13 protein-coding genes and 5 tRNA genes are annotated in these 14,740 nt (G+C 42.7%); 15 read left to right on the top strand and 3 right to left on the bottom strand.

Annotated features, from left to right (window positions below; all coding sequences use genetic code 11):
• Positions 1–35 precede the first annotated feature (35 nt).
• Genes uraD through puuE form a run of 5 tightly spaced genes read left to right on the top strand, consistent with a single transcriptional unit; the run spans position 36 to position 4,518 of the window.
• The gene (gene uraD / locus DXX92_RS13200; protein ID WP_116000866.1) at positions 36–536 is read left to right on the top strand and encodes a 2-oxo-4-hydroxy-4-carboxy-5-ureidoimidazoline decarboxylase; all 501 of its coding nucleotides are present in this window, start codon (positions 36–38) and stop codon (positions 534–536) included.
• Positions 533–886: a hydroxyisourate hydrolase gene (gene uraH / locus DXX92_RS13195; RefSeq protein WP_116000865.1), complete on the top strand. Its 354-nt coding sequence runs from the start codon at positions 533–535 to the stop codon at positions 884–886. Before uraD ends, uraH begins: the two co-directional genes overlap by 4 nt.
• 2 nt (positions 887–888) lie before the next feature.
• On the top strand, positions 889–2,280 hold the full coding sequence (gene guaD / locus DXX92_RS13190) for a guanine deaminase (RefSeq protein ID WP_116000864.1): 1,392 nt from the start codon (positions 889–891) through the stop codon (positions 2,278–2,280).
• Complete coding sequence (locus DXX92_RS13185; protein ID WP_116000863.1) at positions 2,280–3,545, top strand: urate hydroxylase PuuD; 1,266 nt, start codon at positions 2,280–2,282, stop codon at positions 3,543–3,545. Before guaD ends, DXX92_RS13185 begins: the two co-directional genes overlap by 1 nt.
• A 4-nt stretch (positions 3,546–3,549) precedes the next feature.
• Positions 3,550–4,518: an allantoinase PuuE gene (gene puuE, locus DXX92_RS13180; RefSeq protein ID WP_116000862.1), complete on the top strand. Its 969-nt coding sequence runs from the start codon at positions 3,550–3,552 to the stop codon at positions 4,516–4,518.
• A 170-nt stretch (positions 4,519–4,688) separates the two neighbouring features.
• Here puuE and DXX92_RS13175 read toward each other — a convergent pair whose 3' ends face one another.
• Positions 4,689–5,288, bottom strand: coding sequence for a Yip1 family protein (locus DXX92_RS13175; protein WP_116000861.1), 600 nt, complete (start codon positions 5,286–5,288; stop codon positions 4,689–4,691).
• Positions 5,289–5,559: 271 nt separating this feature from the next.
• The gene (locus DXX92_RS13170; RefSeq protein ID WP_116000860.1) at positions 5,560–5,835 is read right to left on the bottom strand and encodes a hypothetical protein; all 276 of its coding nucleotides are present in this window, start codon (positions 5,833–5,835) and stop codon (positions 5,560–5,562) included.
• 236 nt (positions 5,836–6,071) lie between these two features.
• Between DXX92_RS13170 and DXX92_RS13165 the strand changes: the two genes are divergently transcribed.
• Both DXX92_RS13165 and DXX92_RS13160 read left to right on the top strand, forming a co-directional pair.
• Entirely contained in the window at positions 6,072–7,124 is a 1,053-nt protein-coding gene (locus DXX92_RS13165) for a hypothetical protein (protein WP_147301962.1), read from the top strand.
• A gap of 9 nt (positions 7,125–7,133) precedes the next feature.
• Positions 7,134–8,771, top strand: coding sequence for a methyl-accepting chemotaxis protein (locus tag DXX92_RS13160; RefSeq protein WP_116000858.1), 1,638 nt, complete (start codon positions 7,134–7,136; stop codon positions 8,769–8,771).
• 96 nt (positions 8,772–8,867) lie between these two features.
• Here DXX92_RS13160 and folD read toward each other — a convergent pair whose 3' ends face one another.
• On the bottom strand, positions 8,868–9,725 hold the full coding sequence (gene folD / locus DXX92_RS13155; RefSeq protein ID WP_116000857.1) for a bifunctional methylenetetrahydrofolate dehydrogenase/methenyltetrahydrofolate cyclohydrolase FolD: 858 nt from the start codon (positions 9,723–9,725) through the stop codon (positions 8,868–8,870).
• A gap of 315 nt (positions 9,726–10,040) precedes the next feature.
• Here folD and DXX92_RS13150 point away from each other — a divergent pair.
• From DXX92_RS13150 to clpX, 8 genes are all read left to right on the top strand, one after another.
• Positions 10,041–10,117 (top strand) — tRNA-Pro (locus tag DXX92_RS13150).
• 52 nt (positions 10,118–10,169) lie between these two features.
• Positions 10,170–10,246 (top strand) — tRNA-Arg (locus DXX92_RS13145).
• A 7-nt stretch (positions 10,247–10,253) separates the two neighbouring features.
• Positions 10,254–10,329: transfer RNA gene (locus tag DXX92_RS13140), tRNA-His, on the top strand.
• Positions 10,330–10,337: 8 nt separating this feature from the next.
• Positions 10,338–10,414 (top strand) — tRNA-Pro (locus tag DXX92_RS13135).
• Between the two features lie 103 nt (positions 10,415–10,517).
• Positions 10,518–10,594 (top strand) — tRNA-Pro (locus DXX92_RS13130).
• A gap of 745 nt (positions 10,595–11,339) precedes the next feature.
• Positions 11,340–12,647, top strand: a complete 1,308-nt coding sequence (gene tig, locus DXX92_RS13125; protein ID WP_116000856.1) for a trigger factor — start codon at positions 11,340–11,342, stop codon at positions 12,645–12,647.
• An 88-nt stretch (positions 12,648–12,735) separates the two neighbouring features.
• Positions 12,736–13,377, top strand: coding sequence for an ATP-dependent Clp endopeptidase proteolytic subunit ClpP (gene clpP / locus DXX92_RS13120; RefSeq protein WP_281269084.1), 642 nt, complete (start codon positions 12,736–12,738; stop codon positions 13,375–13,377).
• Between the two features lie 80 nt (positions 13,378–13,457).
• Positions 13,458–14,738 (top strand): ATP-dependent protease ATP-binding subunit ClpX, encoded by a 1,281-nt coding sequence (clpX, locus tag DXX92_RS13115; RefSeq protein ID WP_116000854.1) that lies wholly within the window; start codon positions 13,458–13,460, stop codon positions 14,736–14,738.
• Positions 14,739–14,740: the final 2 nt, after the last annotated feature.

Raw genomic sequence — 14,740 nt, 5'->3', positions numbered from 1 at the left:
GTGTTAACAGAAGATGTACAGGAGGTCGTTAACCAATGACAGTAGAACAATTTAATTTACTTGATGATGCCCAAGCGCATGCCGCACTGCAAAGTTGCTGTGTTGCGCCGCGCTGGATCGATCAAATGCTGTTAGCCAGGCCTTTTGTCTCGCGTGAGCAATTGTTATTTCAAGCGCAGCAAACATGGCAATTATTAGGAGAGAGTGATTACTTGGCGGCGTTTGAAGGACATCCACAAATTGGTGATGTATCAACGCTAAGTAAAAAATTTGCGAATACCGCCAAACTCGCAGGCCATGAGCAATCAGGCATGAGTCAAGCTGACGAACAAGTGTTAGAAGAAATGTTGGCACTTAACCAAGCGTACTTAGCTAAATTTGGCTTTATTTTTATTGTCTGTGCCACCGGAAAGTCAGCACTTGAGATGCTGGAACTTATTCGCGAACGTATTAATAACGAGCCTGCAACCGAACTTGCCATTGCTGCTGCCGAGCAAGCCAAAATAACAAAAATAAGATTGGAGAAATTAGTGTGAGCAGAAGTCCAATAACCACCCATATTCTTGATACAAGTACCGGCCAACCTGCCAGTAATGTACCAGTAACCTTGTTTCAGCTTAACGACACCACTAACGAATGGTGCGAGCTGTGCGCCGCCAAAACAGATGCAGATGGCCGTTTGATTGATTGGCTGCCAGCAGCGTTAGCGATTGCACACGGCACATACAAATTGGTATTTGATATTGATGCATACCAATCACAGGCTAGTGAAGCGCCAGCCTTTTATCCTTATGCGGAAATTTGTTTTCGCGTGTTAGACGACAATCATCACCATATTCCACTGCTATTGTCGCCTTTTGGTTATTCAACGTATCGAGGAAGTTAATGATGACTACAGCTAATAAAATTCGCGTGATTTGCGGCGATATTCTTGATTTTGTTGATGACCCTGTTGTTGCTGGCGATAAAGCTTATCGCTACTTTGAGCAAGGCGCGTTAGTGATTCAAGATGGCAAAGTAGCTGATCTTGGCTTCGAACGAGACATTTTGCCAAGCCTAGCGCTTGCCTATCCTGATCAGCTAATCGACACCAAACGTTATACTGGGCGTTTAATTATCCCAGGCATGATCGATACGCATATTCACCTGCCACAAACTGAAATGATAGGGGCTTACGGCGAGCAGCTATTAACTTGGTTGACTGAATATGCGTTTCCGACGGAGAAAAAGTTTGCTGATGAAGACTATGCAAGGCAGGTGTCTCAGCGCTTTATTGATGAATTATTGCGCAATGGTACAACGACCGCACTAGTGTTTGGCACTGTTCACCCACAATCGGTGAATGCTTTCTTTAGTGAAGCACAGCAACGAAAATTGCGTATGATTGCCGGTAAAGTGATGATGGACAGAAACTGTCCTGAAGATTTATCAGACTGCCCAGAATCTAGCTATCAAGATTCAAAAGCCTTGATTGAAAAATGGCATAACGTTGATCGCCTTAGCTACGCGGTAACGCCGCGCTTTGCGCCAACTTCTAGCCCAGAGCAATTAGCGAAATGTACACAGCTGCTTGAAGAGTATCCAGATGTTTATTTGCATACCCATTTATCGGAAAACAAAGATGAATGTGCGTGGGTTAAAGAGCTCTTCCCTGAAAGTGAAGACTACCTTGGTGTATACGAGGATGCAGGGCTAGTGCGCAGACGCTCAGTGTTTGCGCATTCTATTCACCTTGCCGAGCGCGAGCTTGATTGCTTGGCCAAAACACAGGCATCGGTATCTCACTGCTCAACATCGAATCTGTTTCTTGGCTCTGGTTTATTTAACCTCAAAGCCTGTGAAAAGCGTGGTATCCACGTTGGTATGGGCACCGATGTTGGCGCAGGAACTAGCTTTTCTATGCTGCAAACAGGCAATGAAGCATACAAAATTCAACAGTTGCAAGGGGAGAAGTTCTCTGCGTTTAAAGGGCTTTATTTAGCAACTCTAGGCGGGGCTAGAGCGCTCGATTTAGAGGGAACTATTGGTAATTTCAATACCGGCTGTGAAGCAGATTTTGTCGTTTTAGACTACCAAGCAACGCCATTTTTAAGCTTCAGATTGAAAGAGGCGAAAACCTTACACGAACGTTTGTTTGCCATTATGATGCTCGGTGACGATCGCTGTATTGAAGCAACCTATATTCTGGGTGAGAAGGCCTATAAGCGCGATGGTCAGCCACAATTTAAACCAACGTTAGCAGATATTAGCGAGCCCTCTGTGCTTAAGGAGGTGAGTTAATGGTGTTAGAAGCATTGGGGTTAGCTGGTTTAGAAAACTACTTTTTTGAGCTAGCACACCTAGTTTTACGTTATTTTCACGTTATCGCCGGTATCGCTTGGATAGGTGCATCGTTTTATTTTGTTTGGCTCGATAACAATTTACAAACACCACCCAAATGGAAGCAAGATAAAGGGATCCGTGGTGATTTATGGGCCATTCATGGTGGAGGCTTCTACGAGGTCGCTAAATATCAAAATGGCCCAGAGCAAATGCCTAGCACTTTGCATTGGTTTAAGTGGGAAGCATATACCACCTGGATTAGCGGTATTTTACTGTTTTCCTTGCTCTACTATGTCGGCGCTGACGCTTATTTACTCGACACCAATAAATCCAGCTTAGATAAAGCCAGTGCAATTGGGGTGTCATTAGCCATTATTGGCTCAGGTTATCTCATTTACCGTCTGCTTTGTAAGTCACCGCTGGTTGATAATGGTAAATTGTTTGCGCTCGTCGCAATTGGCTTACTGGCTTTATACAGTTGGGGGCTCGACCAGTTGTTTACAGATCGCGCTGTTTATATTCACATCGGCGCTATCATCGGTACTTGTATGGCGGGTAATGTTTATCATGTCATCATGCCAAGTCAACGCTACATGGTGGCGGAAGTCGAAGCCGGTCGCATTCCAGATTCTACTCCAGGCTTGAAAGCCAAGTTGTGCTCGGTTCATAACAACTATGCAACGCTGCCCGTTATCTTCATTATGCTCTCGAATCACTTTGCGTACACCTATAGCCACCCTTATGGCTGGCTAATTCTGGTGGCTTTGTTTGTGATTGGCATGTGGATTCGCCACTTCTTTAATTTAAAACACCAGGGCGTTTATAAACCGCAAGTGCTGGTCAGTGGTGTTGCAGCCTTTTTCGCTTTGATGTTAGTGGTTGCTCCTTGGCATGTGGTGAATACGCAAACTAATTTAGCGAGCGAAACCATCAGCGATCAGCAAGCATGGCAGATTATTGATAAGCACTGTACTGAGTGCCATAGCCAAACGCCGCGCTCTCAACTGTTCCAGACGGCACCCAATGGATTTATTTTGGATTCCGTCACACAGGCAAAGAAGCTAAGTGCCTTTATTCATACCCGTGCCATTGTTAACCGCGATATGCCATTGGGCAATATGACTAAGATGACGGACGATGAACGTCAGCAATTAGCAATTTGGTTGGCAGGGCTTCCCAGTAGCAAGGACGAACTATCGAACAACACTGAAGCAGGGGAGTAGGCAAGTGACTGATAATAAGAGCTCAAGCTATAACAACTACCCGCGCGACTTGATTGGTTATGGCAGTAAACCAGTTCATGCTAACTGGCCAAATAACGCGAGAATTGCTGTACAAGTAGTGATGAATTACGAAGAAGGGGGAGAAAATTCTGTGCTGCATGGTGACCCTGCGGCCGAAACTTTTTTGTCTGAAATTATTAACGCCCCACATGTAGAAGATCGTCATATGAGTATGGAGTCAATCTACGAATACGGCAGTCGTGCAGGTGTTTGGCGCTTACTTAGGTTGTTTGATAAGTACCAAATACCGGTGACGGTATTTGCTGTTGCCATGGCGCTGAAACGCCACCCTGAGATTGCAGAGGCTTGCATGGCCGCAGGCCATGAAATTTGTAGTCATGGGCTCAGGTGGATTAACTACCAAGAGGTTGATATCGATACAGAACGCCAGCATATGCATGCGGCCATCGAGATCATTGAGCAGATCACAGGGGAAAAGCCTAAGGGTTGGTATACTGGCCGCACAAGCCCCAATACAGGTCAGCTAGTGGCAGAAAGTGGTGAGTTTCTTTATGACGCCGATGATTACAGCGACGATTTGCCATTTTGGCGGGAAGTAGCCATCGGCGTACAGGGTGAAACCAAACCACAGTTAATCGTACCTTATACTTTGGATGTAAACGATATGCGCTTTGCTGCAGTTCAAGGGTTTAATGCCGGCGATCAATTCTTTAATTATCTAAAAGATGCTTTTGATGCCTTGTATGAAGAAGGTGACCCGAATGGCGAAAATCGCCCGAAAATGATGTCGATAGGTTTGCATTGTCGTTTGATTGGTCGTCCGGGGCGTATTAAAGCGTTAGAGCGGTTTTTCCGATATGCGCAGTCATTTGACCATGTGTGGTTTGCCCGCCGCATTGATATTGCGGAGCATTGGCATAAAACCCACCCCTTTAAAAGCAGTTCAGCTTAAAGTTACTTCAGCTTGCTCAGCTTAGTTAGCTTGCTTGGCTTGTATAGCCTAGTTAGTTAGGCATAAAAAAACGACGTCACTGTAGCTTAAAAAGCGGGGAGATAATGACGTCGTTTTATATTTTAAAGCTTCAACTCGTTTTGAGTATTGTTTTTAAAGGAATATGTGCATTAAGCAACATACTCTGGACCAAAGCCCATACTCCATAAAATGGCAGTTGCTGCCATAATGGTAACCAGCAGTACTAAACCACAAGTAACCACTGAACTAGAGTAAATAAAGCCTTTTTCTTCAGGAATGTTCATCATAATCGGCACACCTGAATAAAGCAGGTAAACCGAGTAACAAATTGCCAACATGCCCGCTGTAACCACAAACCAAAGCACAGGGAATAGAGCCGTGACACCGACCATCAGCAAAGGTGTCGCTGTGTAGGCGGCAAGTTCTAGTGATTGTGTGTAGCTAGGATCTGAATCAAAGGTTTTGGCCATCCAATGAATTAGATAGGCAAGCGCAAACACTCCCGCAATTAACGCCCCATACATGCCTACAGACATGACTAGCGCGCTTTGTTCGGTCAATTTAATCACGTCAGCAGCACCGATTGACCAGCCAATATGAGCGGCAGCGTAATAGCCACAAATTGATGGAATTAAGGCGATAGTTAGTATGTGTGCCAAACTGTAGAACAAGCTTTCGTGACGTTTCTCAATGGTGTGCCATTCTTCTTTTGGGTGAGCATAAAGCCCCCAGATATGATTTAAGATCATAATTGTACCTCTCGCAGTCCCCGATTTTTGTTAATTGCGTTTTGTTTTTGTTATTCGCAACACTAGTGGTATGCACAAGCTGTTTATGTACAAAGTCGATGTATGTATTTTTTTAATGTCGACTATTTATTTATGTAATATGGCGAGGAATTCGTCAAGGGGCGATTAAAAAATAAGCTGGATGAACGATTTAAATCAATAAAATAAATCCTGCATGATGGTTTTATCTAAGGATCACGCTAGTAAATAGGCTAACTAGTATCGATTCCGCCTAAGCAATTTTGATTCTGACGATATTCATTACCTCCATTTCAAAGCCCGCAACGGTCTCTGTGCTTGGGTAATAGGTGATATTGACTCGTTGTCCTTGCAAGCTTCGGTATTGTTTTTTGCGCTTATATTTGAAGGGAACGTCAATATTGTCCAACATCAAAGTATTTACAATCCAGTCATCATCTTCCCTTTGAACGTGCGATATAACTTTCAATGATTCTGAATGAACTAATTTATTGTGCTGATCTAGTAACTGATTGACTTGTTTACTCATAGGTAATGGCTTGATCGAGAAATGGCAACATTTTAACAACTCAGTGAAGTGTCGCTAGTTCATTTTATATTTACATAAACTAAATTTTTGATTTTACATTTATTAACAATTAGTTGCATACGTGACAGATAAAATAACAAGAAAAGTAATAAGGTATTTCTTGTTGTTATATAGGAAAAAACTGCCTTGTCTTGCTACAAATTAGATGTTGACGTTGGAAAAAGGAATAAAAAATAGTGTTAAAGAAAGTATTTCTCGGTTTGTTAATGGCACCAGCGAGCTCGTCTGCTGTGGAAATAAGTGGCGCTGTAACAGGCTTTTATTTAACTACATCAGCAGATGACGTTAGCAGTGAATTTATTGGTGTTCTTGATGCTGATGTTGATGGGCGACTACCATTAGGTCGCTGGCACATGTATATCGAGGGTACCAGTAGTTCTAAAGAAGGCAGAGTAACTGATACTTATGGTGAGGCACTGGCCGATGCTGGCGGAGCTGCTGACGATAACGGCAATGGCCGAATTCAGATATCAAGTGCTGAATACTATTTACCAGTTGGCAATGGTGAATTAGTTGTAGGCTTACTTTACCCTTCCGGATTTACGGAATCAGGCGATTGGGCGAATGATGAAACAACACAATTTGTTTCGTCATCGTTTGTTAATATTCAAACCAGTGGCGCACCAGATTATGCACTAGGCCTTGGTTATACTGGTGAAATCAATAGCCAATTAAACTATTCATTTTTACTTTCTCAGGCGCAAGGTTTAGGCGACTTAGATGCTCGTTATTCAAGCTTGTTTGATGAAATGGACGAGTATTTCACATCTTTGGAGTTAGCTTGGCAATACCAACAACTGAGTGTGCATGGTTCAATTTGGGCATCTAGTTTGGATGTAGAAACACTTGATGGCAGTGAAGACAATAATGCAGGAGCACATATTACACTGGCTTTTCAAAGCAACGCAGGCCAATTTTTATTGCGTTATGGTTTCGCAAATGAAGATGTCAGTGAAATTGAACAGTTTTACGGTATCTCTTGGCAACAGCAAGTGGAACGCTGGGCATTTGGCCTTGGTTATAGCCAGTCGATGGTGAGCAGTGAGCTTAACACCAACAATGAGCTTGATGATATTAGCCAATTCGAAGCTTATGCCAAATACCAAATGTTTGATAACTTTTATTTGACTGGATCTGTGCAGCGCATAGAAAACAGTGGTTTTGGCGATCTTGGTGAGATTGATAGTGAACCAACCGTTGTCACGCTTAGAGCTAGCGTTGAATTTTAGAGGGTAGTTATGATTACTTTGTTAAGAAACCTAAAGATTTCACAGAAGATTCCGCTGGCTATCATCATCTTTATCGTGATTCCTGTGCTAATGCTATTAATGGCACTGCGTTCTGCTGGTTCGATAAATGAAGGCGGCCAAGAGATTTACGACAATTACTTTGTTAGCGTGGTTAATTTAACCGATGCGCGTAAACACACCTATGAGGAGTTTGTCTGGCTTAAAAGCCATATTATTTCACCTGACGATAATGCGATGCGCGAAGCTGAGCGCAGAATAACTAATGCTGCGCAGCAACTCACCATTTCACTAGATGAGTTTTCAAAAACACTAGACCCAGGTGAAGAAACAGAGCTATTTCAACAAGTGCAAGACGAAGTTCGAGAAATGGCAAAACTGCGCGATCAAATTGTTAGGCTGAGCCAAACAAATAATGATGTTGAAGCGGACCGATTGGCCAATAACGAATACCGTGCTTTGTTTGAACAGCTGCACAAGCAGCTAGAAGATATGTTTCAAACCAATGTAGTTGGTGCTGAAGCGTTTTATCAGAGTAACCAAGAAACATATGATGCGAGCTGGCAGTTTATTGTTTCGGCTATTTTAGTTGTGCTTGTGATAGGGGTAGGTCTCGGTTGGGGGCTAGTCGCTAGCATCCAGCAGCCATTGCGTGAAGCTACAAAACAAATCACGGATATCGACAAGAACAATGATTTAACCCAATCCTTACCTATAGTCGGTCAGGATGAAATCGCTCAAATGAACACCGCATTTAACAGCATGGTAGCATCACTGAGAACAGTAATCCGGGATATTGCTGGCTCGCTAAAAGTACTAAGCAGTGAGTCGGATGCTTTAGCTAAGGTAGTTGACGACTCTAATTGCAGCCTAAGCACGAGTTCTGAAGTGCTAGCTGGAGTTAGTCATTCTACAGCCGAAATTACTAGCGCGACGCAGGAAATTGCGCAAAGTGCTGACAATGCCCGCCAAGAAGCGCAAAACTCAGATAAAGAGGCACAACAAGGGCTAGCATTACAAAATCAAGCGATAAATGCTGTCGAAGGCCTAAAAGTGAATATGACAGATACCAGTGCGGCAATTGAGCAGCTATCAAATGATACCAATGAAATTGGTTCGGTATTGGATGTAATCCGTGGTATTGCTGATCAAACTAACTTACTGGCCCTTAATGCTGCGATTGAAGCGGCGCGTGCAGGTGAGCAAGGGCGCGGATTTGCAGTAGTTGCAGATGAAGTTAGAACCTTAGCGCAGCGCACACAAGAATCAACTAGTGAAATTCAACATATGATTGAAAAACTGCAAGCGGGTGCTCAGCTATCGGTTAATGCAATGCAGGGAAGTATGGATTCATTAGACAAAACAGTTGATCTTAGCCAGTCGTCGGAACAAGCGATCACCAACATTGTCGATATGCTTAGCAATATCTTGTCAATGAACGATCAAATTGCCAGTGCAACAGAAGAACAGTCGGTGACGTTGCAAAGCATTACTGAGCAGGTTGATGAGGCCAATCAATTAAGCCAACGCTCAAATGAAGCCTTGGGTATGTTGCAAACTAGCAGTAACGAATTGCGCAACATTATTTCGGTTTACGAACCCTTGCTGGCAAAGTTTAAAATTACTTAGCCAGTTGTTTGCAACCATACAGAAATAAGAAAAGCGCCAATAGGCGCTTTTCTTATTTTTTACAACTTTATAGCAAGCAGAGTTTAAGCTAATTGACTAGTTTGCACCGAACTCTTCACAGGCGATTAAGGTATTTTCTATTAAGCTTGCAACCGTCATAGGGCCAACACCACCGGGAACAGGTGTAATGTAATCAGCTTTATCTTTAGCAATACCAAATTCAACATCACCAACTAACTTACCCGACTCTAGGCGGTTGATACCAACATCAATCACAATGGCACCTTCTTTGATCCAATCGCCTGGAATAAATTCTGGTTTACCCACGGCGACGACTAGCAGGTCAGCTTGGCGAACTTTACTTTCTAAATCTTTCGTAAAACGATGAGTGGTTGTTACCGTACAGCCAGCTAGCAATAGCTCAAGTGTCATCGGTCGACCTACTATATTTGAAGCACCAACAACAACGGCTTCTAAGCCATGAGGTTTAACACCGGTTGATTCGATTAATGTGACAATACCTTTTGGCGTGCACGGGCGAAGGCCAGGTTGACGCAGCGCTAGTTTACCTACATTAGAAGGGTGGAAACCGTCTACATCCTTTTGCGGGTTGATATGTTCGATCACTAAATTGGGATCTAGCCCCTCAGGTAAAGGCAGTTGCACTAAAATACCATCAACAGCATCGTCGTGATTTAATTCTTCAATTAGCGCCAGTAATTCTTTTTCAGATGTGCTTGAAGGCAAGTCGTATGAGCGAGAAACAAAACCAACTTCCTCACAAGCTCTGCGTTTGCTGCCAACGTATACTTCTGATGCAGGGTCATTACCAACCAAAATAACCGCCAATCCCGGTGCTCGTTTTCCTTGATTTATTCGCGCTGCTACTTTCTCTTTCACCGAAGTACGAATACTCTGTGCGATAGCTTTTCCGTCAATAAGTTGTGCTGTCATAGTTCTTTAATAGGTAGAGGATTAATTCACGCTAATATTTTTGCATAAAAGCCGAGCTTGTTGTAACAACAAAACGCATAATTACGAAAAAAGCTGAGCTATGTCAGTTGTTATCGCAAAATAAGTTAAGTGATCTAAATATTCATAATAAACATAGTGTTTATAGCTAAAAAATCAGCATTTATTTGCTTTTTTAGACGTTGTGGCGAAAAGGTGAGCGGTTGAAATAAATTTTTAAAAAAGTGTTTGACGAGTAAAGGGTGGGTCGGTAATATGCGCACCCGTTGAAGGCAACAAGGCTTTTAACAATTCAGTCGGTGATTAGCGCAGCTTGGTAGCGCACTTGGTTTGGGTCCAAGGGGTCGTAGGTTCAAATCCTACATCACCGACCACTTTATTATCTTAAATTAATAGATAGTAAAGCTACGCACTTGTAGGTGATGTGCGCCCTTAGCTCAGCTGGATAGAGCAACGGCCTTCTAAGCCGTGGGTCGCAGGTTCAAATCCTGCAGGGCGTGCCATACAATGGTGGCTATAGCTCAGTTGGTAGAGCCCCGGATTGTGATTCCGGTTGTCGTGGGTTCAAGTCCCATTAGCCACCCCATCTTTCGTCGGTGATTAGCGCAGCTTGGTAGCGCACTTGGTTTGGGTCCAAGGGGTCGTAGGTTCAAATCCTACATCACCGACCACTCTTTCAGATTTTAGCTTTTGTAGTGTTATTATCAGCACAATTTAAGATGCTAAAATTTAAAGTGGTTCGAATTAGAATACTTCGATTACCATTACCTCTGTCGGTGATTAGCGCAGCTTGGTAGCGCACTTGGTTTGGGTCCAAGGGGTCGTAGGTTCAAATCCTACATCACCGACCACTTTCTCTTATTTCGTTTGATAGCATTTGGTTTGGGTACTCTCACAAATAGAGTCGTACGTTCAAATCCTATATCACCGACCACTTTCTCTTATTTCGTTTGATAGCATTTGGTTTGGGTACTCTCTCAAATAGAGTCGTACGTTCAAATCCTGCATTACCGAGCACATTCTCTTTCTCGCTTTAATCACATTGGGTTTGGGTACTCTTTCACAGGGTCATAGGTTCAAATCCTACATCATTGGCTTCTATTTCTTCCTACCTTATATAGAAACTTGATTGAGTGTTCTTTCAAAGACTTATAGTTTCACGCTCGATATTACCGATTACTTTACCATTAGTCCTTTGATGGCAATTGGTTTGGAAACTCTTTAACTACTCAGTTGGATCACGCTTTACACCGCCTAGCAATTTACTTAATTCTTTTGGCCGTTTTTCTTTTTTATCGGGTAAATTCTCATTAGATCAGTGAATTAGCGTAAACACCTTAGAAATACGCTAATTTTGCTACTATCTTGTTGAAAAATTTAAGAATATAAAATAATCAGGCGATAAACTCGACTCTTGCAAAAAGCATGGCTATAATTGCGCGTCATTAATTTTAATATGAGCATCATTTATTCAGGTGTTTCCTAGCTCAACTGGCTTAGACCACAAGGGCTGACAGCATTTTCATGGTGAGAATTTGCTTGGATAGATAGATGGAAAATAGGAAGCGTGTTCAAACGCTAAATTGAGGTATATAAATGCAAGTTTCTGTTGAGACTACACAAGGTTTGGAACGCCGTTTAACGATTTCTGTTCCTGCTGAAAAAGTAGATGTTGAAGTTAAAAACCGTCTTCGCCAATTAGCTAAGACCCAACGCATCAATGGTTTCCGCCCTGGTAAAGTTCCACCATCAGTTATTCAAAAGCGTTACGGCAAGGCAGTTCGTGAAGAGATCACTGGTGAGCTAATGCAACGCAACTTCGTTGAAGCAATCATCGAAGAAAAGATCAACCCAGCGGGTCGCCCTAACTTCGAAGCGAAAAGCAACGAAGATGGCAAACCATTCGAATTCGAAGCAACGTTCGAAGTATACCCAGAAGTTGAAATCAAAGATTTAGAAAAAATCGCTGTTGAGCGCCCAGTTACTGAAGTTACTGATGCTGACATCGACGAAATGTTCGTTACCCTTCAAAACCAACACAAAACGTGGAAAGAGAACAAGCGTAAGTCTAAGAAAGGCGACAAGCTAACTATCGATTTCTTAGGTCGTGTTGACGGTGAAGAGTTTGAAGGTGGTAAAGCTGAAGGTTTCGAACTTGAGCTTGGTTCTGGCCGCATGATCCCAGGTTTCGAAAAAGAAATCACTGGCATGAAAGTAGGTGAAGAGCAAACGATTAAAGTAACCTTCCCTGAAGACTACCACGCTGAAAACCTAAAAGGTAAAGAAGCTGAATTCGACATTAAAGTACTTAAAACTGAAGGCCCAGAGCTTCCAGAAGTTAACGATGAATTCGCTAAGCTTTTCGGTGTTGAAGAAGGTGGCGTAGAAGCGCTTCGTGAAGAAGTTTCTAAAAACATGGCGCGTGAACTTGGTCAAGCAGTAAAAGCTAAGATCAAAGAGCAAGCAATCGAAGGTTTATTAGAAAACCACGAAGTTGAACTTCCTGCTGCATTAATCGCACAAGAAGTAGACGTATTACGTCAGCAAGCACTACAGCGCTTCGGTGGTCAAATGGACCCTAAAAACTTACCTCAACTACCAGCTGAAATGTTCGAAGAACAAGCGAAACGTCGCGTAAAAGTTGGTTTGTTACTTGGTGAAATCATCAAAGTAAACGAGTTAAAAGTTGACGAAGCGAAAGTTGACGAGTTAATCGAAACGGCTGCATCTGCATACGAAGATCCAAGCGAGGTTATCGAGTACTACAAAAACAACAAAGAAATGCACCAGCAAATGCAAAACGTTGCATTAGAAGAGCAAGCGGTAGATTTCGTTGTTGAAAAAGCAAATGTTTCTGACAAAGAAGCAAGCTTCAAGGACATCATGAACCCTGAAGCAAAATAAGCTTTTCGTTGACAATACGCTAAGCAATAGCTTAAATGGCTTGTATGGATTCATATGAGCCATTTTTTTTACAAGTAAGGAAATTCCGTTGTTTACATCTCATCTAACTCATTCCCTTAACGAAAATAACAATATCGAAAATGCCCTAGTCCCAATGGTGGTTGAACAAACGGCAAAAGGGGAGCGCTCTTACGATATTTACTCGCGCCTGTTAAAAGAGCGTGTAATCTTCTTGTGCGGCCAGGTTGAAGACCATATGGCGAACCTAATCGTTGCACAGATGTTGTTTTTAGAGTCGGAAAGTCCAGAAAAAGACATCTTCTTATACATTAATTCACCGGGTGGCTCAGTAACGGCTGGTTTAGCTATCTACGACACCATGCAGTTTATCAAGCCTAACGTCAGTACTGTTTGTATTGGTCAAGCGGCTAGCATGGGCGCATTCTTGTTGTCTGGCGGTGAAAAAGGTAAGCGTTATTGTCTGCCAAATTCACGCGTTATGATCCATCAGCCATTAGGTGGCTTCCAAGGTCAAGCGTCAGATTTTGAAATTCACGCAAAAGAAATTTTATACATTAAAGAGAAATTAAATCGCTTAATGGCAGATCATACTGGTAAGCCGCTTGAGCAAGTTGCGCAAGACACTGACCGCGATAATTTCTTAAGTGCACAAGATGCAGTTGAATATGGCTTAGTTGATGCCATATTAGAACAAAGAGCTGACAAATAAGATTGTCATCTAAGCATTTTGTGAAATACTTAGTAAAACAGCGTGAATCATTTAGAAAGTTATAAATTTAGAGGTACCGTATGACCGATATTAAGAAAGGTGACGGTGATAGTGGAAAATTATTATATTGCTCTTTTTGTGGTAAGAGCCAACACGAAGTACGTAAATTAATTGCTGGTCCGTCAGTTTTTATTTGCGACGAGTGTGTTGAATTATGTAATGACATTATCCGCGAAGAAATCAAAGAAATTGCACCTAAGCAAGACAAAGAGTCACTGCCTTCACCAATGGACATTCGTGCAAGCCTTGATGACTATGTTATTGGTCAAGAGCACGCCAAAAAGGTATTAGCCGTAGCGGTATATAACCACTATAAGCGTTTGCGCAATGGCGATCAGCACAATGGTGTTGAGTTAAGCAAAAGTAATATCTTGCTGATTGGTCCTACAGGTAGTGGTAAAACACTATTGGCAGAAACGTTAGCACGCCTATTGGATGTGCCATTTACCATGGCCGATGCGACCACATTAACTGAAGCGGGTTATGTTGGTGAAGATGTAGAAAACATCATTCAGAAGCTATTACAAAAATGTGACTACGACGTTGAAAAAGCGCAACGTGGTATCGTGTACATTGATGAAATCGACAAGATTTCACGCAAGTCAGATAACCCTTCAATTACCCGTGATGTATCAGGTGAAGGTGTGCAGCAAGCACTGCTAAAACTTATTGAAGGTACAATTGCGTCAGTACCGCCGCAAGGTGGTCGTAAGCATCCGCAGCAAGAGTTTTTGCAAGTAGACACGTCTAAGATCTTATTTATCTGTGGCGGTGCATTTGCTGGCCTTGATAAAGTGATTGAGCAGCGTTGTGAAACAGGTACGGGTATCGGCTTTGGCGCAGAAGTGCGCAGCAAAGACGAAAACAAGTCTCTTACCGAGCGTTTCCAAGAAGTTGAGCCTGAAGATTTAGTGAAGTACGGTTTAATTCCTGAGTTTATTGGTCGTCTGCCTGTCGTTGCAACGTTAAGTGAGCTTGATGAAGACGCGTTGATTCAAATCTTACAAGAGCCGAAAAACGCGTTAACGAAGCAATTTACCGCCTTGTTTGATATGGAAGATGTTGAACTAGAGTTCAGAGAAGATGCGTTAAAAGCAATTGCTAACAAAGCCATGGTGCGCAAAACTGGTGCACGTGGCCTGCGTTCAATTGTTGAGGGTGTGTTGCTTGATACCATGTACGAGCTACCATCAATGGAAAATGCATCGAAAGTGGTGGTTGACGAAACCGTTATTACTGGTGAGTCTAAGCCAATCATTATCTACGAAACGCCACAAGACCAAGCTGCATCAGACAGCTAAGT

Origin of the sequence: Thalassotalea euphylliae (genome assembly GCF_003390395.1) — a bacterium.
In the GTDB taxonomy this organism is placed as follows: domain Bacteria; phylum Pseudomonadota; class Gammaproteobacteria; order Enterobacterales; family Alteromonadaceae; genus Thalassotalea_F; species Thalassotalea_F euphylliae_C.
The sequence above is the reverse complement of the archived record's forward strand: the minus strand, read 5'-3'. Positions and strand labels throughout refer to the sequence as shown.

Bases quoted from the DNA above. Each gene is read 5' to 3' on its own strand.
- uraD (WP_116000866.1), top strand. From the start codon at position 36: ATGACAGTAGAACAATTTAATTTACTTGATGATGCCCAAGCGCATGCC.
- guaD (WP_116000864.1), top strand. From the start codon at position 889: ATGACTACAGCTAATAAAATTCGCGTGATTTGCGGCGATATTCTTGAT.
- DXX92_RS13185 (WP_116000863.1), top strand. From the start codon at position 2,280: ATGGTGTTAGAAGCATTGGGGTTAGCTGGTTTAGAAAACTACTTTTTT.
- DXX92_RS13175 (WP_116000861.1), bottom strand. From the start codon at position 5,288: ATGATCTTAAATCATATCTGGGGGCTTTATGCTCACCCAAAAGAAGAA.
- DXX92_RS13170 (WP_116000860.1), bottom strand. From the start codon at position 5,835: ATGAGTAAACAAGTCAATCAGTTACTAGATCAGCACAATAAATTAGTT.
- DXX92_RS13160 (WP_116000858.1), top strand. From the start codon at position 7,134: ATGATTACTTTGTTAAGAAACCTAAAGATTTCACAGAAGATTCCGCTG.
- folD (WP_116000857.1), bottom strand. From the start codon at position 9,725: ATGACAGCACAACTTATTGACGGAAAAGCTATCGCACAGAGTATTCGT.
- tig (WP_116000856.1), top strand. From the start codon at position 11,340: ATGCAAGTTTCTGTTGAGACTACACAAGGTTTGGAACGCCGTTTAACG.
- clpX (WP_116000854.1), top strand. From the start codon at position 13,458: ATGACCGATATTAAGAAAGGTGACGGTGATAGTGGAAAATTATTATAT.